Here is a 16,506-nt window from a genome sequence, read left to right on the forward strand (position 1 = left end):
GTTAGAAGGACTCCTGGTCGTCGCGCTCCTCGTCGACCGCTTCGGATTCCGCCGACCCGCCGCGATCCGAGTATCCCTCGCGGCCGACCGCGTCGTCCCCGACCATGTTCATGATCATCGTCTCTAAGTCCTCCTCGCTCTCGTAGGTCTGGGCGTCGTCCTGGACGGGGTCGAGGACCTCCGCAAGCGTCGTCGGCTCGCCCGAGAGTTCGAGTTCGTCGTCGCCGTGTTCGTCGAGCAACTCGTCGTGTTCGATCGGGTAGTCGAGGCCCTCCATCGTCTCCTCGAACTCGCCGAACTCGACACCCTGCTCTCTGGAATCGTCGTCGCTCATAGCACTCGAACGTCGATGTCCGCACACAAAATCGTTCCTCCTGCACTCTCCGCCGGAACTAACTCGCCGCCTCCCGATCCGACCGCATGCACCTCTCGGACGCCACCTGGACTGACGCGGACAGTGTCGACACCGACCTCGCCCTGCTGCCCGTCGGCAGCACCGAACAGCACGGCCCACACGCCCCGCTTGGGACCGACGTCGAGACCGCAACGGCGGTCGCAGAGGCCGCAAGCGAGGCCTACGACGGCGAGGTAGTCGTCGCGCCAGCGATCCCCGTCGGCATCGCCGAGGAACACCGTCATTTCTCGGGAACGCTGTGGGTCAGTCCCGACACCTTTCGGTCCTACGTCCGCGAGACGGTCGCTAGCCTCGCGTACCACGGCTGGGACCGGGTGGTCGTCGTCAACGGCCACGGCGGGAACGTCCCCGCACTGGGTGAGGTCTGTGCGACGATCTGCCGGCACGACGCCGCCAACGCCGTACCCTATACGTGGTTCGAGGGTGTCGGCGACCAGCGACACGATATGGGCCACGGCGGTCCGCTCGAAACCGCGCTGTTGCGGTGGGTCGAGCCCGATCTGATTCGAGAGGACCGAATCGACGAGGCCAGAGAGGGAGCCGCCGAACGCTGGGGCGAGTGGGTTTCGAGAGTGAACCTCGCGGTCGATTCGGCGGAGTTCACCGAAAACGGCGTCGTCGGCGATCCCGAGGAGGGATCGAAAGAGCGGGGCGAGGAACTGCTCGCGCTTGCAAGCGCGGCGCTAGTCGAGCTCCTAGCAGCGATCGAGGGGCGCGATCTCACGGGGCCCGAGCGGCGCTGAGGCGGCTACTCCTCGGTTTCGTCCGCATCCTCGGTTTCGGTCTCGGCGTCTCCGTCGGCCCCGCCGACGTTCGCCTCCTCCAAATCGCTGCGCAGTTCGGGGACGGTGCTCGCCAGTTCGCCGACCCGTTCTTGGGCCTCCTCGACGGTTTCGATGAGCGCCGCCACCTCGTCGAGTTCCGCTTCGAGCGCGTCGGGGTCCTCGAATGCGTCGGCGCGCTCGCCGACCATGAACCACTTGCGCGCATCACGCAGGCTCTCGGCCGCATCGCCCGTGTCGAGGGCCGATTTCAGCGAGTTGAGCACCCCGAGCGTGTTCTCTGAATCGACCGCCCAGATCGCCTCGGCGCTCGGCAGTTCGCTTCTCGCGGCGGCCATGTTCTCCTCGACGTCGGCGCGGATCTCGCTTGCGGCCTCGCCGAGCAGGTCCTCCTCGTCCAGTGTCGACTGGCTCATGGCGAACGGTTCGACCCGCGTTGGTTTAAGAGTGACCCGCGTACGGGGTGAAACTGGAGTTACTCCCGTTCGACGCTCTCGACGCGCATCCGGGGATATCCCTCTTCGAGTTCCATTCTGGTGTGGACCGTAATTCCCTCGTACTCGACGGTGATCCCGGCGTCCAGCAGCGGTCCCTGGAGTTCGGTGTAGCCGACCGCAGGGTCGATCGCCTCGTCGAGGCGGTCCTCGCGTATCGTTACCGAAGCGTTCGTACAGTACGGTTGGTTCTCGATGGCCTCCTCCATCGCGTGCTCCAAGCCGGGTGCGCTGTCGTGGTCGACCGGCGTGCCGGTGAACTGGTGATAGAGCGTACCGAACTTGATGCCGGCCTCGAAGCAGGCGGTTTCGGCGTCGGTTGGCATGGCGAGGAAAAGGAGAACGCGCAGAAAGGCGCTTTCGGTGTCTGTGTCGGCCTATCACGAAGACCCTATACGCTCTCGGTTCGTTTTTCGGGTATGGACTACAGCGCGAGCCTCGACAGGGCGATGGACGAGGTACCCGACATCAAAGGCAGCAGCGAACGCCTCTCTATTCCCGACGCGCAGGCCCAGAAGGACGGTGCCTTCACCCGCCTGACGAACCTCGGCGAGATCGCAGACCAACTGAACCGGGAGGCCGAACACCTCCACCGGTTCATCCAGCGCGAACTGGGTACCAGCGGCAAGTTCGAGGACGGTCGCGGGCGGTACAACGGCAATTTCAGTGGGTCGGACCTCGACGCCGCGATCTCGAGTTACGTCGAGGAGTACGTCCGCTGTTCGGAGTGTGGGCTGCCCGACACCCGCCTCGTGCGCGAGGACCGCACCCCGATGCTGCGGTGTGACGCCTGTGGGGCCTTCCGCCCGGTCACGAAACGCACCCAGAGCACACAGACCCAACAGCGCGACGCCGTCGAAGAGGGCCAGACCTACGAGGTCAAAATCACCGGCACCGGACGCAAGGGCGATGGCGTCGCCGAACGCGGCAAGTACACCATCTTCGTTCCCGGCGCCGGCGAGGGCGACGTCGTGACGATCTACATCGAGAACATCAGCGGCAACCTCGCGTTCGCGCGCGTCTCCCAGTAGCCCCCCGACTCCAACCGTTCGACCGCCCGTCAGTCGCGCGCGAATCGCACGGTTCTTAGGCGTCGATAGCGACTCCCCACCTGAATGGACGCTCCCGTCTTGTTGACCGGCTCGGAGGGGCGGGTCGGGCGTGCGATCCTCGACCGACTCGCCGCCGAGTACGACTGGCGCCTGCTCGATCGCGAACCGCCGGCCGAGGAGCGTCCGGGCGAGTTCGTCATCGCGGACATCACCGACTACGACGAGGTCCGCGAGGCCATGGAGGGCGTCGGCGCGGTGATCCACCTGGCGGGCGACCCGCGACCCGAGGCGCCGTGGGATAGCGTCCTGCGGAACAACATCGACGGCACTCACACCGTAATGGAGGCCGCAGTCGACGCCGGCGTCGAAAAGTTCGCCTTCGCCTCCTCGAACCACGCCGTCGGAGCCTACGAGACCGAGGCGCGCACCCCCGAGATCTATCGGCCGGACGACGAGTTCCTGCTCGACGGGACCGAACTGCCCCGACCCGGCAACCGCTATGGCGTCTCGAAGGCGACCGGCGAGACGCTGGGGCGATTTTTCCACGACGAACACGACCTGAGCGTCGTCTGCGTGCGGGTCGGCAACCTCACCGAGGGCCACCCGCCTGAGGACTACGAGCGCGGGCAGGCGATGTGGCTGTCCCACCGGGACTGTGCACACCTCTTCGAGTGCTGTCTCGAGGCCGAGTACGACTACGAGATCGTCTACGGGATCAGCGACAACGACCGCAAGTACTACTCCATCGAGCGCGCCCGCGAAGCGCTTGGCTACGATCCGCAGGACAACTCCGCCGAGCACGACGACTGACGGGCGGCGGACGGACTACCCGTCGGGGTCGAACAGCCCCGCGACGTCGCGCTCGCGCGAGCGCCGCCGAGCGGCGTGGTCTGTCAGTCGCCCGTAGACGAGGTCCCGATGGGTCGGTCGGCGCACGTAATCGGTACAGAGCGCGAGAAACGGGTTCGACGTGCCGGTCTCGATCGCCTCCCGAGCGTACTCGCAGGCCCGCTCGACGGCGGCGACGTCCTCACCCCGGCCCGACGCCAACGGCATTGCGGCGAGCAGGCACTCCTCGGCGTCGAGGTCCGCCCCCGAGAGCGCCTCGCCGCGATGGGTGAGACGCGGCGGGCGGGCGCGCTCGATCCACTCGGGGTCGGCCCCGAGGTTGGCGAGCGCCCGCCGGACGGGGCCCAGATCGACGCCACGATGGGTCTCCGAGAGCCCGTCGAGATACTCGCGGGCGCTCCCCCCGAGCCCGGTCGCGCCCGCCCAGTTGCGCGCTCGAGCGTGATGGATCGCGGCAGTGTACTGGATCAACCCGTGGAGCAGACGTTCGTCCTCGCCATCGGGCAGATCGAGCCAGATCGCTTCCCACGCGTCGTGGGCGGCGTGGTAGTGTCCGGCGTTGTAGACGGCGATACCCGCCCGCAGCGAACGCTCTAGCCCGTCCCTCGATTCCCCGATCGGGGGCGTGTCCCGTCCGGTCATATATGAATACCCTGCGAGAGCAAGCGCCACCTATCTCGGTCGAATCGCCCGTGGATCCCGATACAATGAACCGTAGTCAAGATGAGCGACGGATCGTAGCTCGACGCGCGGGCGGGGCGACCGAACGGGGAGGCGAGAGTCATGCTTGAGCTCGCGATCCTGTTTTTCGTCCTCGCGATCGTAGCCGGGGCTCTCGGTGCCGGTGGAATCGCGGGGCTCTCGATGACGATCGCAAAGTGGCTCGTGATCGCGTTTCTGGTGCTGGCGGTCGTCTCGTTCCTCTTGTGAGGAACGATTACTGGACGGTGTAGTAGCCCGATTTGCCGGGGATGTGGTCGGATCCGTGGCAGATACCACATACCCACGTGTCGCCGTTGTACGACCCGACGGTCTTCGCTCCACACCACCCACAGTAGTGCTCTTGCATGTCCTATGGCTAGCGTTACCACGGTAAATGCTTTACTTGAGTTTATTGATACCAATGACGGCGCTGGAATCTGTCCGGGTGAACGGTCCGGACGGTTAGCACAACCGCTCGTCGTGGTGCGCCGAAGAGAAACGTCCTGACGGAGATTTGAACTCCGGTCACAGGCTCCGCAAGCCCGTAGGATGGTCCACTACCCTACCAGGACTCATTCCGACGTATGCCGGTTCCGGTTAAAGGGGTTACGATCCGCCGGCCTTACCGCGACGTGACCGCGGGCACTCACCCGGAAGTAATGTTAAATTTATATATTTATTCCATCTTGTTCTTGTCGTGATCAGTCGTGAGCGGTCCTGAACCGGGACGACGTTCCGCTCCCAACGAGGACGGTCGTGGTGTGACGCGCCGGTCGGTTCTGGCCGCTGTCCCGGTGGCCGCCGCGGCGATCACCCCGGGACTGGACGGGTCGAGAAGTGGTGTGGTCGGAACGACGAGCATGGAGTCGACGTTCGATCCGTCCCGTCACGGGTTCGGTTTTTATAACTGGCGGATCCGCGAGGGTCCGTATCCCGGTACCCCGCCTGATGCCATCGACGATGGGTGGCGCGAATCGTTCGAGCGCGCGTTCGACCGGCGCCTCTCGGAGCTCCCCGCAGGGGTAGTCGGAGCGCTGTCCCGCCACGCCCGCGAGGGGTTGCTCGAGGCGGTCCGAACCGACGGCTACTGCTACGGGATGATCTTCGCCGCCCAGCGGTACTTCGAGCGCCCGGAGACGATCCCTGCCGACTTCGGGACGGCGAGCGAGATCACCCACCCCCACGCGCCCCTCTCGGGCGAGGCGACGCCGGTCCTCGAGGACCTAATCGACTACCAGACCGCACAGTACGTCGATTTCCACGCGTGGCTGGGCCGGTACGCCCTCTTCGACGCCTCGTTGATCGACTACGAGAGCCAGATACCGGACCTGCTCGCGGCGGTCGATGCGTTCGGTACCGCCGCCATCACGCTCTTTACCGAGTCGTCGGTCCGCTCGCATCAGGTACTCGTCTACGACTACGAGCGCTCGCCCGGTCGTCTCGTCCTGTTCGCGTACAACCCGAACTACACCGCAGCGACCTACGAGGAGTACACCTACACCGTCGAAGTCGACACCAGCGGCGCGAGCCCGGTCCCTCGACCGACCGAACACGCGGGTTACGACCAGTTCGTCCACAACGAGTACGACCGCGCGATCCGCACCCGACGAGAGTCCGCCGGCGCCGGCCCGCTCGCGGACGGGAACTCGCTGTACGAGCGCCTGTTCGGGACGACGCTGTTCGTCGACGCCGATCCCGCCGTCCGGACGATCGTCGTCGATCCGGCAGGCCGACGGCTCGACCACACCGCCGGCCCCGAACCGCTTCACTACCGCTACGGGGCACCCGAAGGCACGTACACGATCGTGCTGCGGGGACGCGAGGACGCCGAGTACGCCGTCGGAATCCACGCCGCGAGCCAACACCGAACGTTTCTCGACGAGACCGTCGAGGGATCGCTCGAAGCCGGCGAAACCGACCGCTACGAGGTGCACATCGACGGCTCCGGGGCGACCCTCGAGACCGGAGTCGGAGCCACTGCCCTTCTCGGGGCGCTCGGAACCGGCTACGCGTACCGCACGCGGGGGCCCTCAAACCGAGACCACGATAATGACGTCTGATTGAGTATTTTTTAAGCAGGATCGCGAAAGCGGGCGGTTCGCCGAGATTCTGCAAGCGGAGTGCTTATCCGTTCGTTTCGTCATACTGAAACGTGAGGCATTACTCGGCCGACTTCTCGCGCGGACGCGGTCGAAGCGCGATCTGGGGCGGTTGGTCTGCGGTACGAACATAAATGGCAACGGACCACGCACATCGTAGTTTGACGGAGGGTGTATCGGCGGTAGTAAAGGAATACGGGCTCGCGTTCGTCATGGTCGCGAGCTACTTCGGGTCGGGGTCGGTTTTCATCGCGAGTCAGGCGGGGGTCGCACACGGTTACACCCTGCTGTGGGCGGTCGTCGGCGCGGCGCTGTTGGGTTTTATGGCCCAGGACATGAGCGCCCGCCTCGGGATCCACGGCACCTCGTTGATGGAGTTCATCAGGGAGAAACTCGGGCGTGGAGGGGCGCTTTTCGTCGCGCTGTTCCTCTCGATCGGCTGTGTCGCCTGGACGCTCGGACTCGTCGCGGCGGTCGGCGCCGCGGTCCAGTTCCTCTCCGGGGGGGCTGTCGGCTGGCAGCCCGTCGCGGTGGCGACGACGCTCGTCGCGATCGGGATCGGGATGCTCGATTACGACAAGGTCGAAAGCATCATGATCGCCATGATGCTCTCGCTGATGGCGATCTACGTGATCGTCATGCTGCCAAGCGGCGCCGATCCGGTGACGGTCGCGACCGGGTTCGTGCCCTCGGTTCCCAACGCCGCCGCGCTCACCGTCGCCGCCGGATTGCTCGGAACCACGGCGCTGTGGCCTAACTTCTTTCTCGAATCGATCCTCGTCGAGAGCAAGGGCTGGACCGACGAGTCGGACCTCCCGACGATGCGAAAGGATCTGGCGGTCGGCTACGCGGTCGGCGGGGTGACGACGATCGCGATCCTGATCGTCTCGGCCGCCATCCTGCCCGCGCTCGGCTACACTACCCTCGATACGTTCATCACGCCCGGCGAGGCGCTCGTCGAGGTCTTTGGCGCATGGGCGATGATCCTCTTTATCGCCGGGGCCGCGGCCGCGGCGTTCAACAGCATCATCCCGATCATGTGGACGCCCGCCTACATCATCCCGCAGGCGCTCGGCCACGAACCGACGAAAAACGGGCGGCTGTTCAAGCTCATCTTCATCGGCGGGACCGGGCTCGGCGTGCTCTCGCCGGTCGTCTCGGCGGCGCTTGGCCTCTCGGTCGTCGACATGGTCATCCTGTTTCCGACCTACAACGGCATCTTCGCGCTGCCGCTGGCGGCGGTGTTGCTGTTCTGGGCGGTCAATGACCGCGAGACCATGGGCCAGTACACCAACTCCCTGAAGCTCAACGTGGTCAACGCGACGCTCGTCCTCTTGGCGATCGTTCTCGCGGTCTCCTCTGCGCGGGACTTCGTCGGGATGCTCTTCGGCGGCGGCCTGTAGACCGTCCCGTCCCAGTGCGGGCCTCGCGGTCGATACCGCCAGCGCGGTCCGCGTATCGACCACCAGACTTACCACGCCCGACGGTTTTCGGCCGATAGTGTCGCCCGAACTCGCCGTCCTCCTCGCAGTGATCGCCCTGTTCGCGGGCGTTGGGATCACCGCGATCGGACCCGGCGGCGTCTTCGTGACGGTCGCCCTGTTCGCACTCGCGCCCCTCTCGACCGCGGAGGTCGCGGGCACCGCGAGCGCGACGTTCGTCGCGACCGGCCTGCTGGGCAGCGCCGTCTACTTCCAATCGGGCGAGTTCGCGCAGGGTCACGCCCGCGAGATGGCGATCGTCCTGAGCGCGACGAGCGTCCTCGGGGCGCTCGCGGGTTCGCAGCTCAACCTCGTCCTCCCCGAGCGCGTCTTCGGGTATCTCCTGTCGGTCTTCGTCACCACTATCGGCGCGGTGATCGTCTATCGCGAGCACGTGGGCCTAAAGCCCTCGAACCGGCTCGACAGCGTTCCCGACCGCCAGCGCCGGGTGCTGATCGGCGGGGTCGGCCTCGGGATCGGGATCCTGGGGGGGTTGCTCGGCGTCGGCGGGCCCGTCGTCGCCGTACCGGTGTTGGTGGTACTGGGCGTGCCGATGCTCGTCGCGGTCGCCGTCGCGCAGGTCCAGTCGGTCTTCATCTCGACGTTCGCGACCGCCGGCTACGCGCTCTCGGGGGCGGTGTCGATCCCCGTCGCCGTCCTGATCGGGATCCCCCAACTGGTGGGCGTCCTCGCCGGCTGGAAGGTCGCCCACCTGGTCGATCCCCACCGACTTCGGATCGTACTGGGGGCCGTGCTCGTGACGGTCGGACCGCTGCTCCTTCTCTGAAAATCCCCCGCACTCGCTCGACAGCGGGCGCTTCGCCTCCTTGTGTCCACCAGACCGCCGGTTCGCGGCGCGCGATTCCACGCTGCGTTCGAGTACCAGCCCTTTTCCGCCCTCCTCGAGCGTCGCCGGAAGTGGCGATCGTACACCTACCGGCCATCGCACCGCAACCGACGGCGACCGCACTGCTCCCGAATAGCCCCCGCGCTTTTGCCGTGGGCCGTCGTAGCTACCCGCATGGCCGAGAGGATACTCGTTCCGATCGACGACTCGGACCGGTCGACCGAGGCGGTGGAGTTCGCCTTCGACGAACACCCGGAGGCCGCGTTCGTCGCCCTGCACGTCCACGAACCGGTCTACGGCGAAGGGTTCGCGTGGCGCGAGCGCGAGGATGCGACGGAGGACGACGACGTCGAGGCACTGTTCGAGCGCCTTGAGGGGATCGCGGAGAAACACGGGGTGAGCATCGAGACGGTGACCAGCGAGGGCAAACCCTCCGACGAAATCATCGAGTACGTCGAATCGAATCCGATCGACGCGATCGTCATGGGATCGCACGGCCGGTCGGGGGCCTCGCGGGTCCTCTTGGGCAGCGTCGCCGAGACGGTCACGCGACGCTCGCCCGTGCCGGTGACGGTCGTTCGCTGAGTGGTGACAACCGGAGCGAACCGGGAAGCAACTCGTTACAACCGCGATCCACTGATCGCCCGACATCGGGGCGTTCGAGGGGCAACGACAACGCTTATGCGCGCGCCACGACACCCTTTCGAGAGAGAATGGGCGCGATAGAGGACGTGTACTCGGACCTCGATACCGACGTGTCCCTCGAGGAGTTCGAGGACGCAGTCGAGGCGAAAGTCGAGCAGATGGGCGGGCTCGCGGACGAGGAGACCGCCGCGATGTTGATCGCCCACGAACTGCGCGACGAGGAGGTGACGGGGATCAGTGACATCGAACCGGGGATGGACGAGGTGAAGTTCCTCGCGAAGGTCACCGGCGTCGGCGAACTCCGCACCTTCGAGCGCGACGAGGAGGACGAGGACGGCATGGTGATCAACGTCGAGGCCGCCGATGCGACCGGCTCGGTCAGGCTCGCCTTCTGGGACGAACAGGCCAAAGCCATCGAGAACGAGGGCATGGAACAGGGCACCGTCCTCCGGGTGAAGGGCCGCCCCAAGGAGGGGTACAACGGGCTCGAAGTCAGCGTCACCCAGGCAGAAGAGGACCCCGACGCCGAGGTCGACGTCGATATCCGGGACACCTACCGGATCGAGGACCTCTCGATGGGGCTCTCGGACGTCGATCTCAAGGGCAAGGTGCTCGCGACCGACGGCGTGCGGACCTTCGACCGGGACGACGGCTCCGAAGGGAGAGTGGCGAACCTGACCCTCGGCGACGAAACGGGGAGGATCAGGATCACCCTCTGGGACGAGCGCACCGAGGCCACGGAGGCGTTCTCGGCGGGCGAGTCCGTCGAAATCGTCGACGGCTACGTCCGCGAGCGAAACGGCGAGTTGGAGCTCCACGTCGGCAATCGCGGGGCGATCGAGGGGATAGAAGACGAAATCGAGTACGTCCCGGAGACGACCGCGATCGAGGACTTGGCAATCGAGGACGTCGCGGATATCGGCGGTGTGGTCCGTTCGGCGGACCCGAAACGCACCTTCGACCGGGACGACGGCTCGGAGGGCCAAGTGAGGAACGTACGGATCCAGGACGAAACCGGCGACATCCGGGTCGCGATGTGGGGCGAGAAAGCCGACATCGAGATGGGACCGGGCGATACCGTCCAGTTCGCCGACGTCGAGATCCAGGACGGCTGGCAGGACGACATCGAGGCCTCTGCGGGCTGGCGCGCGACGGTGACGGTCACCGATTCGGGCTCCTCGGCCCCGACGGCCGGTGGGGGCGATTCGGACTCCGCGGAACTCTCGTCGTTCGGCGACGACGGGTCGGCCGCCGGCACTGCGGAGTCGGCAGGAAGCGAGAACGCGTCGGGCTCGGCGGAATCGGTCGACTCCGAGACGGGCCCGTCGGCGGGCGACGGGGACGCAGAGACCGTCGAGTTCACCGGGACGGTCGTCCAGCCGGGCGACCCCGCGAAGCTCGATGACGGCACGGAAACCGTCTCGGTACACACGAGCGAGGAACTCTCGCTGGGCGAGGAGGTCACGGTCCGGGGGCCGATGCGCGAGGGACGGATCGACGCCGAGGACGTCGTTTAGAACCTTTTTTCATTATCGGCCCCGAGTATCGGGTATGTCACAACAGCGCATGGAGCCGGCAAGCGCGACGCTCGCTCACTGGTCGAGCCCCGACGGCGACCCGCCGACGATCGTCGAGGGCGAGGGGTGTTACGTGACCGACAGCGAGGGGACCGAGCACCTCGATTTCATCGCCCAGCTCTACTGTGTGAACGCCGGCCACGGCAACGGGCGCATCAACGCGGCGATCGAAGAGCAGCTCTCGAAGGTGGCGTACGTCTCCTCGGCGAAACACAACGACACGCGCGACCGCCTCGCAGACGAACTCGCCGAGATCGCGCCCGGAGACCTCTCGAACACCTTCTTCTCGGTGTCGGGCAGCGAGGCCAACGAGGCGGCCGTCCAGATCGCCCGCGAGTACACGGGCGCGCCGAAGGTGCTCACGCGCTATCAGTCCTATCACGGCGGGACCTACGGCGCGGGGAGCCTAACTGGCGATCCCTCCACCAGAGCGGCGCTCGAACCCTACGGCGGGACGGCCACTGGAAAGTTCCTGCCGCCGCTGCCGGAGGCGTTCGACGCCGAGGGCGAGGAGCTGGCGGCGAAGGCGGCCGATCACCTGGAGTACGTGATCCGCAACGAGGGCCACGAGACCGTCGGAGCCGTGTTGATGGAGCCGGTCGCCGGCACCAGCGGCGCGTACCCCGCCCCGCCCGGCTACTTCGAGCGGGTGCGCGAGATCTGTGATACGTACGACGTGCTGCTGATCGCCGACGAGGTGATCACCGGCTTCGGGCGCTGTGGCGAGTGGTTCGGGATCCAAACCGAGGGCGTCGAGCCGGACATGCTCACCTTCGCGAAAGGCGTCACGAGCGCGTATGCGCCCCTCGCTGGCGTGCTCGTCGGCCCGGAGATCGCTGCGAGCGTCCGGGAGGGTGGCTACGACCTCGGACAGACCTTCGGGGGCCATCCCCTCTCGTGTGCAGCGGGACTGGGCGCGCTTGAGGTCTACCGGGACGGGCTGCTCGACAACGTCCGCGAGAACGCGGCGTACTTCGAGAGCGAGCTCGGGGAGCTAGAAGCACACGACGCCGTCGCGGACGTCCGCGGCCGGGGCTTTCTGTGGGGGGTCACGTTCAGGGACGGCGACGAGCCGTTCGTCGACCCGTGGGTCGAACCGGACGTGGAGAACCCGGTGGAGGCGGTGCTCGAAGACGCTGCCGACCGGAACGTCATGTTGGGGTCGGGTCGGCCGTCGACCCAGGTCATCTGTGCGCCGCCGCTGTGTGCGGGCCGCGAGGAGATCGACGCGGGCGTCGCCGCCCTCGGGGCGGCGATCGAGCGCGTCTTCGGGTGAGACGACGAAAACGCTTAAGCGTCCCTGCGGATGGTTTGGTGTATGAGCGTCGAGTTGCCGTTCGCGCCGGTTGATACGATCATCCGGCGCAACGCCGGTGGGTTGCGCGTCAGTGCCGAAGCGACGGCGGAACTCGCCGAACTGATCCAACGACGGGGGGCCTCGATCGCAGCGGGAGCGACCGACGCGGCCGACGCCGAGGGCAGGAAGACCCTGATGCCCGCCGATTTCGGCGTCGAGGAGGTGGTCGATCCCGACACCCTCGAACTGCCGATCGCGCCGGTCGACCGGATCGCCAGACTGGACATCGACGACCGCTATCGGGTCTCGATGGACGCACGCATCGCGCTAGCACAGCTCCTGGAAGCCGATGCGGACGACGTCGCCGACGGGGCGGTAACGCTCGCACGCCACGCGGATCGGCGGACGGTGAAAGCCGAGGACATACGGACGTACGTCGAACTGGTCACATGAGACACGGGACACAGGCATGAGATTCGGATACAGCGACACCTGCCTCGAGCACGACACCGGGGGACGCCACCCCGAGACGCCGGACCGGCTCCGAGCGATCAAACGCGGGCTCACCAAGAAACACGGCGTCGAGTACGTCGAGGGCGATCCCGCGTCCGTCTCGGCCATCGAGGCGGTCCACGACCCCGAGTACGTCGCCGAAGTCGAGGAGTTCTGCGCATCGGGCGGGGGCAACTGGGACCCCGACACCGTCGCCGTCGAGGAGACGTGGGACGCCGCACTCCAGAGTGCCGGGCTCGCCCAGTGGGCGGCCGAAACCGCCCTCGCGGGCGAGCAGGGACGGGACACCCCGTTTTCGATCGGCCGGCCGCCGGGCCACCACGCGCTGTCGGACGACGCCATGGGCTTTTGTTTCTTCAACAACGCCGCCGTCGCCGCCCAGGCCGCCCGAGAGGAGGTCGACCGGGTCGCGATCGTCGACTGGGACGTCCACCACGGCAATGGAACCCAGGAGATCTTCGAGGAGCGCTCGGACGTCTTTTATGCCTCGCTGCACGAGGACGGCCTCTATCCGGGGACGGGCGACGCCGAGGAGATCGGTACCGGCGAGGGCGAGGGGACGACCTGTAACGTCTCGCTTCCCGCCGGCACCGACGACGGGGGCTACCTGTACACCGTCGAGGAGGTCCTCGCACCGGTCATCGAGCGCTTCGACCCCGGCCTGCTCGTCATCAGCGCCGGCTTCGACGCCCATCGCCACGACCCAATCTCACGGATGCGCGTCTCGACGGACGGCTTTGGCCACCTCACGATCGCGCTGCGGGAGATCGCCGACGCCGCCGATGCGCCCATCGCGTTCGTTCTGGAAGGTGGGTACGGCCTCGATACCCTCTCGGAGGGGGTCGCGATGGTCCACGAGGTCTTCGACGGTCACACCCCCGTCGAGAACGAGTCGGGGCCCGACGAGGACGTCGAGGAGCTCGTCGCCGAGCTCCGGGAGCATCACGGGCTGGGGTCGTAGTAGCGCGCGAGTTCGACCTCGAACTCGGGGAGGAGTCCGAGCAGGTCCTCGCCGACCAGCAGGTCGTAACCCGACCCGAGTGCGCGCTCGACGTCCGGGCCGAGTGCCACCGAGGACAGCCCGCCCTCCAGACACGCCGCCGCCGAGGTGTACTCCCGGTCGCGCTCGACGACGTAACGCCCCCGTTCGACGAACGGCCCGTAGGCGCCGGTTGGCTCGTACTTTTCGTAGAACGCGGCGGCGTGATCGCCGACGTGGACCGGCGGGCCGACGTGGCGCTCGACGGTCGGCAGCGAATCGATCGCGGGTTCGAACAACAGGAGCGCCCGGTCCTCGGCGAAGGCCGCCGAGCGGACGAGGCCAAATCCCCGCCGGTCGAGTTCGTCGGCGAGGTTCGCGCGGGTCTTTTCGAGCTGGGGGTAGAGCTGGTCGTCGACGATATCGGGCGCCCGAAACCCGAGCGCAAGGGGCGTCGTCCCACGGGAGGCGAGGTGGCTCTTTAGGGCCTCCCGGGAAATCGGTTCGGGGTCGGACGGCTCGAAGCGCTCGGCATCGGGGTCGGCAAGCAACGCGCGGGCGTGGTGCTGGAAACGCGCGAGGTTCGTCTCCGAGAGGACGGCCGCGACGTTTCGCTCGGGATCCGTGGGGTCGACGACGACCAGCGGATCGGCGAACGTCCGAATGCCGTGGCCCTCGGGATCGAGTTCGATCGGCGGGTGCCAATCGGCGACCGCCTCGATCAACGGGCGAACCCCGCCGAACTCGAGGACGAGGAGTTCACAGAGATAGCCCGAAAAGCCCTCCGTCCGGAGGTCGCTCCCGTAGATCCCACGAGCGGTGAGAAACGCCTTGAGGGTACGAACGTCCGCGGCGAGGGCGGGCGTGACCGCGCGTTCGACGTACTCGGTGTGAAACGGGGTGCGATCGACGGCCGAGCGCGCATCCGTAGCGGATTCGACGCGAAAGCAGGGGACGAGATCCACGTCGTAGCCCTCGAACTCTCCCGTGATGTAGGGGTGTTCGGCGTACTCGGCCCGGCCGTCGGGCAGGACCGCACGGCCGATCGCAAGCCCGAGGGACTCGAGGTCCTCGCGTGGCAGGTCGGGGGGAAAGCGCACGAAGAGGTCGATGTCCTGATCGCCGGGCAACCACGTTCCACGAGCGGTCGAGCCGACCCGGACGAGATCGGTTTCGGCGGGACAGTCGGCGGTCGCGGACTCGGCGCGGGCGAGGAGTCGGTCGGCCGCCCGCGAGAGGTGTCGGCGTTCCTCGCGCGAGGGGGTCGTCCGCTCGCGGACCGCGGCGAGAACGGTAGCGAGGACGTCGGTCATGGACGGAGGTTCCGCCGGAACGGGCGAAAGGGTATCGATGGGACGACGGCAAAACGAAAGCCCTATTTGACGAGTGCAGTTAGATGGGAGTGAAGCCGCCGTAGCTCAGTTGGTAGAGCACCTGGTTGTTACCCAGGTTGTCCCAGGTTCGAGTCCTGGCGGCGGCGTGAATTCCTGTAGACAGTTACTCCCCATGGGAATCGGCGAGTTCCCGCGACGGTGGATTCTCCGCGACCGGCACGGGCCACCGACCGAACTGGCGGACACTCGGCGACGCCCGGATCCGCGAACGAACCGACTGTACGGTGGTCGCAGTCGAGCGGGACGGGACCGTCCTCACCGATACCGGTCCGGAGTTCCGTCTGCACTCGGGCGACGAACTGGTCATCGCCGGCACCGACGACGGGACGAACCGATTCGTTCGGCCCTTCCCCTGAGTCGCCGGCGCGACATCCGGCAGAATTTTGGTCGACGATTCAGTACCACCGGGATGAGGGCCCGTATCTCAGTCTGGTTAGAGAGGTCGGCTCATAACCGACTCGTCCTTGGTTCAAATCCGAGCGGGCCCATCGATTCTCCGAGGAGCGGGCGAGCGGATTGATAGTATTCAACTGATATAAACGGTACTGGACCGGCCGGGAACCCCGGACGATCCAACGCGCCTGCTCGCGCCGTCGGCCCCGCCGTCTGCCGGTCGGGGAAAGATACGACCGCCCGAACGGTTGAGGTATATCTATTTCGAGTGATAAGTCAGAGTTATATCAATTGGGGTTGAACGGGTGATGGGGGAAAGACAGATGTCGATCAGTACGCTGCTGGAGACGGTAGCACTGGCTGTGGTTGGGGGTGTAGGGATCTACCTGCTCGTCGCGTTCGCCGTCGGGTTCCTCATCGAGTACCGACGGCGCGACCGGTCGCGATCGGAATCGGACCCGCGGCCCGAGGACGACTACTGGGCGTAGGCGGCGTCGGGTCCGGGTGAGGGCCGGCCCGTCACTCGTGGGTGAACAAGAACAGGCGGCCGTCCTCGTTGGTCACCGTACAGAGATTCATCACCTTTCCCAACGAGAGGCTCGTCTCCGGACGTTTACAGACCACGAGGTAGTCGAAGGACTCCTCGCAGACCGGGCACGCGATCGATGTGGTGTTCTGATAGCTCGCGGTCATCTCGTTTTCCTCGCGCGGCGTCAGGTAGCTCTTCATCTCGTCGATGTTCTCGACGCTGGCCATGAGAGGGAGAGGCAGGTGTGGAATGATAAAGGTACGTTTCAGGCGAGGCGCTCCGACGGAAGAGAACGTCCAAAGGACGGCTCCGGCCCATCACGACGAACGCTCGGTTACTGTGTGGCCGTCCGTTGAGGGGCGATATCGGAGGACGTGACCGCCCACGTGCGAAACCGTGCCCGCCCGACGGATCGCCGCCCCGAGTGCGACAACCTCCGGAACGACAGGTATGCACCC

At 66.5% G+C, this 16,506-nt stretch carries 21 protein-coding genes and 3 tRNA genes; 16 read left to right on the plus strand and 8 right to left on the minus strand.

Annotation, left to right across the window (positions count from 1 at the left end; all coding sequences use genetic code 11):
* Position 1: 1 nt before the first annotated feature.
* Positions 2-334, minus strand: a complete 333-nt coding sequence (locus tag HACJB3_RS14170; RefSeq protein ID WP_008416390.1) for a DUF5789 family protein — start codon at positions 332-334, stop codon at positions 2-4.
* Between the two features lie 86 nt (positions 335-420).
* Here HACJB3_RS14170 and HACJB3_RS14175 point away from each other — a divergent pair, with 86 nt between their 5' ends.
* On the plus strand, positions 421-1,158 hold the full coding sequence (locus HACJB3_RS14175) for a creatininase family protein (RefSeq protein WP_008416391.1): 738 nt from the start codon (positions 421-423) through the stop codon (positions 1,156-1,158).
* A 5-nt stretch (positions 1,159-1,163) separates the two neighbouring features.
* Here HACJB3_RS14175 and HACJB3_RS14180 read toward each other — a convergent pair whose 3' ends face one another.
* Positions 1,164-1,613, minus strand: coding sequence for a DUF5790 family protein (locus tag HACJB3_RS14180; RefSeq protein WP_008416392.1), 450 nt, complete (start codon positions 1,611-1,613; stop codon positions 1,164-1,166).
* Positions 1,614-1,672: 59 nt separating this feature from the next.
* Entirely contained in the window at positions 1,673-2,017 is a 345-nt protein-coding gene (locus HACJB3_RS14185; RefSeq protein WP_008416393.1) for a dihydroneopterin aldolase family protein, read from the minus strand.
* A gap of 93 nt (positions 2,018-2,110) precedes the next feature.
* Here HACJB3_RS14185 and HACJB3_RS14190 point away from each other — a divergent pair, with 93 nt between their 5' ends.
* Complete coding sequence (locus HACJB3_RS14190; protein WP_008416394.1) at positions 2,111-2,722, plus strand: translation initiation factor IF-2 subunit beta; 612 nt, start codon at positions 2,111-2,113, stop codon at positions 2,720-2,722.
* Positions 2,723-2,806: 84 nt separating this feature from the next.
* On the plus strand, positions 2,807-3,553 hold the full coding sequence (gene azf, locus HACJB3_RS14195) for an NAD-dependent glucose-6-phosphate dehydrogenase Azf (protein WP_008416395.1): 747 nt from the start codon (positions 2,807-2,809) through the stop codon (positions 3,551-3,553).
* Positions 3,554-3,568: 15 nt separating this feature from the next.
* Here the strand turns inward: azf and HACJB3_RS14200 are convergent, their stop codons facing one another.
* Positions 3,569-4,234 carry a DUF309 domain-containing protein gene (locus HACJB3_RS14200; protein ID WP_008416396.1) on the minus strand — a complete coding sequence of 222 codons (666 nt, stop codon included), beginning with the start codon at positions 4,232-4,234 and terminating at the stop codon, positions 3,569-3,571.
* A 141-nt stretch (positions 4,235-4,375) separates the two neighbouring features.
* Here HACJB3_RS14200 and HACJB3_RS18830 point away from each other — a divergent pair, with 141 nt between their 5' ends.
* A complete protein-coding gene (locus HACJB3_RS18830) occupies positions 4,376-4,522 on the plus strand; it encodes a DUF1328 family protein (protein WP_008416397.1) in 147 nt (48 codons plus the stop codon).
* A gap of 7 nt (positions 4,523-4,529) precedes the next feature.
* On the opposite strand, the gene HACJB3_RS21090 is transcribed toward HACJB3_RS18830, so the two are convergent.
* Both HACJB3_RS21090 and HACJB3_RS14205 read right to left on the minus strand, forming a co-directional pair.
* Positions 4,530-4,661, minus strand: coding sequence for a hypothetical protein (locus HACJB3_RS21090; RefSeq protein WP_274378061.1), 132 nt, complete (start codon positions 4,659-4,661; stop codon positions 4,530-4,532).
* A 132-nt stretch (positions 4,662-4,793) separates the two neighbouring features.
* Positions 4,794-4,866 (minus strand) — tRNA-Arg (locus tag HACJB3_RS14205).
* Between the two features lie 189 nt (positions 4,867-5,055).
* Here HACJB3_RS14205 and HACJB3_RS14210 point away from each other — a divergent pair.
* From HACJB3_RS14210 to HACJB3_RS14245, 8 genes are all read left to right on the plus strand, one after another.
* The gene (locus HACJB3_RS14210; RefSeq protein ID WP_238532770.1) at positions 5,056-6,354 is read left to right on the plus strand and encodes a hypothetical protein; all 1,299 of its coding nucleotides are present in this window, start codon (positions 5,056-5,058) and stop codon (positions 6,352-6,354) included.
* A 173-nt stretch (positions 6,355-6,527) separates the two neighbouring features.
* Positions 6,528-7,796, plus strand: a complete 1,269-nt coding sequence (locus tag HACJB3_RS14215; RefSeq protein ID WP_013199543.1) for an Nramp family divalent metal transporter — start codon at positions 6,528-6,530, stop codon at positions 7,794-7,796.
* Positions 7,797-7,893: 97 nt separating this feature from the next.
* Positions 7,894-8,661 (plus strand): sulfite exporter TauE/SafE family protein, encoded by a 768-nt coding sequence (locus HACJB3_RS14220; RefSeq protein WP_008416400.1) that lies wholly within the window; start codon positions 7,894-7,896, stop codon positions 8,659-8,661.
* A 234-nt stretch (positions 8,662-8,895) separates the two neighbouring features.
* Positions 8,896-9,306 (plus strand): universal stress protein, encoded by a 411-nt coding sequence (locus HACJB3_RS14225; protein WP_008416401.1) that lies wholly within the window; start codon positions 8,896-8,898, stop codon positions 9,304-9,306.
* 128 nt (positions 9,307-9,434) lie between these two features.
* Positions 9,435-10,883: a single-stranded DNA binding protein gene (locus HACJB3_RS14230; protein WP_008416402.1), complete on the plus strand. Its 1,449-nt coding sequence runs from the start codon at positions 9,435-9,437 to the stop codon at positions 10,881-10,883.
* Between the two features lie 49 nt (positions 10,884-10,932).
* A complete protein-coding gene (locus tag HACJB3_RS14235; protein ID WP_008416404.1) occupies positions 10,933-12,219 on the plus strand; it encodes an aminotransferase family protein in 1,287 nt (428 codons plus the stop codon).
* A gap of 42 nt (positions 12,220-12,261) precedes the next feature.
* Entirely contained in the window at positions 12,262-12,693 is a 432-nt protein-coding gene (locus HACJB3_RS21095) for a histone family protein (RefSeq protein ID WP_008416406.1), read from the plus strand.
* A 16-nt stretch (positions 12,694-12,709) separates the two neighbouring features.
* The gene (locus HACJB3_RS14245; RefSeq protein ID WP_008416407.1) at positions 12,710-13,714 is read left to right on the plus strand and encodes a histone deacetylase family protein; all 1,005 of its coding nucleotides are present in this window, start codon (positions 12,710-12,712) and stop codon (positions 13,712-13,714) included.
* On the opposite strand, the gene cca is transcribed toward HACJB3_RS14245, so the two are convergent.
* Positions 13,696-15,045: a CCA tRNA nucleotidyltransferase gene (cca, locus tag HACJB3_RS14250; protein ID WP_008416408.1), complete on the minus strand. Its 1,350-nt coding sequence runs from the start codon at positions 15,043-15,045 to the stop codon at positions 13,696-13,698. The genes HACJB3_RS14245 and cca overlap by 19 nt on opposite strands.
* Before the next feature lie 94 nt (positions 15,046-15,139).
* On the opposite strand from cca, the gene HACJB3_RS14255 reads away from it, so the two are divergent.
* From HACJB3_RS14255 to HACJB3_RS20305, 4 genes are all read left to right on the plus strand, one after another.
* A tRNA-Asn gene (locus HACJB3_RS14255) sits at positions 15,140-15,212 on the plus strand.
* 138 nt (positions 15,213-15,350) lie between these two features.
* On the plus strand, positions 15,351-15,482 hold the full coding sequence (locus HACJB3_RS20695) for a hypothetical protein (protein WP_008416409.1): 132 nt from the start codon (positions 15,351-15,353) through the stop codon (positions 15,480-15,482).
* Positions 15,483-15,539: 57 nt separating this feature from the next.
* Positions 15,540-15,614, plus strand: a tRNA-Ile gene (locus HACJB3_RS14260).
* 228 nt (positions 15,615-15,842) lie between these two features.
* On the plus strand, positions 15,843-16,007 hold the full coding sequence (locus HACJB3_RS20305) for a hypothetical protein (RefSeq protein WP_008416410.1): 165 nt from the start codon (positions 15,843-15,845) through the stop codon (positions 16,005-16,007).
* Positions 16,008-16,038: 31 nt separating this feature from the next.
* On the opposite strand, the gene HACJB3_RS14265 is transcribed toward HACJB3_RS20305, so the two are convergent.
* On the minus strand, positions 16,039-16,275 hold the full coding sequence (locus tag HACJB3_RS14265; protein ID WP_008416411.1) for a DUF7385 family protein: 237 nt from the start codon (positions 16,273-16,275) through the stop codon (positions 16,039-16,041).
* Between the last annotated feature and the right edge of the window lie 231 nt (positions 16,276-16,506).

The organism is Halalkalicoccus jeotgali B3 (genome assembly GCF_000196895.1).
GTDB lineage: Archaea > Halobacteriota > Halobacteria > Halobacteriales > Halalkalicoccaceae > Halalkalicoccus > Halalkalicoccus jeotgali.

What these genes read in the sequence shown, in the direction of transcription:
- HACJB3_RS14170 (WP_008416390.1), bottom strand. Translation starts at nt 334, where the DNA reads ATGAGCGACGACGATTCCAGAGAGCAGGGTGTCGAGTTCGGCGAGTTC.
- HACJB3_RS14175 (WP_008416391.1), top strand. Translation starts at nt 421, where the DNA reads ATGCACCTCTCGGACGCCACCTGGACTGACGCGGACAGTGTCGACACC.
- HACJB3_RS14180 (WP_008416392.1), bottom strand. Translation starts at nt 1,613, where the DNA reads ATGAGCCAGTCGACACTGGACGAGGAGGACCTGCTCGGCGAGGCCGCA.
- HACJB3_RS14185 (WP_008416393.1), bottom strand. Translation starts at nt 2,017, where the DNA reads ATGCCAACCGACGCCGAAACCGCCTGCTTCGAGGCCGGCATCAAGTTC.
- HACJB3_RS14190 (WP_008416394.1), top strand. Translation starts at nt 2,111, where the DNA reads ATGGACTACAGCGCGAGCCTCGACAGGGCGATGGACGAGGTACCCGAC.
- azf (WP_008416395.1), top strand. Translation starts at nt 2,807, where the DNA reads ATGGACGCTCCCGTCTTGTTGACCGGCTCGGAGGGGCGGGTCGGGCGT.
- HACJB3_RS14200 (WP_008416396.1), bottom strand. Translation starts at nt 4,234, where the DNA reads ATGACCGGACGGGACACGCCCCCGATCGGGGAATCGAGGGACGGGCTA.
- HACJB3_RS18830 (WP_008416397.1), top strand. Translation starts at nt 4,376, where the DNA reads ATGCTTGAGCTCGCGATCCTGTTTTTCGTCCTCGCGATCGTAGCCGGG.
- HACJB3_RS21090 (WP_274378061.1), bottom strand. Translation starts at nt 4,661, where the DNA reads ATGCAAGAGCACTACTGTGGGTGGTGTGGAGCGAAGACCGTCGGGTCG.
- HACJB3_RS14215 (WP_013199543.1), top strand. Translation starts at nt 6,528, where the DNA reads ATGGCAACGGACCACGCACATCGTAGTTTGACGGAGGGTGTATCGGCG.
- HACJB3_RS14225 (WP_008416401.1), top strand. Translation starts at nt 8,896, where the DNA reads ATGGCCGAGAGGATACTCGTTCCGATCGACGACTCGGACCGGTCGACC.
- HACJB3_RS14230 (WP_008416402.1), top strand. Translation starts at nt 9,435, where the DNA reads ATGGGCGCGATAGAGGACGTGTACTCGGACCTCGATACCGACGTGTCC.
- HACJB3_RS14235 (WP_008416404.1), top strand. Translation starts at nt 10,933, where the DNA reads ATGGAGCCGGCAAGCGCGACGCTCGCTCACTGGTCGAGCCCCGACGGC.
- HACJB3_RS21095 (WP_008416406.1), top strand. Translation starts at nt 12,262, where the DNA reads ATGAGCGTCGAGTTGCCGTTCGCGCCGGTTGATACGATCATCCGGCGC.
- HACJB3_RS14245 (WP_008416407.1), top strand. Translation starts at nt 12,710, where the DNA reads ATGAGATTCGGATACAGCGACACCTGCCTCGAGCACGACACCGGGGGA.
- cca (WP_008416408.1), bottom strand. Translation starts at nt 15,045, where the DNA reads ATGACCGACGTCCTCGCTACCGTTCTCGCCGCGGTCCGCGAGCGGACG.
- HACJB3_RS20305 (WP_008416410.1), top strand. Translation starts at nt 15,843, where the DNA reads ATGTCGATCAGTACGCTGCTGGAGACGGTAGCACTGGCTGTGGTTGGG.
- HACJB3_RS14265 (WP_008416411.1), bottom strand. Translation starts at nt 16,275, where the DNA reads ATGGCCAGCGTCGAGAACATCGACGAGATGAAGAGCTACCTGACGCCG.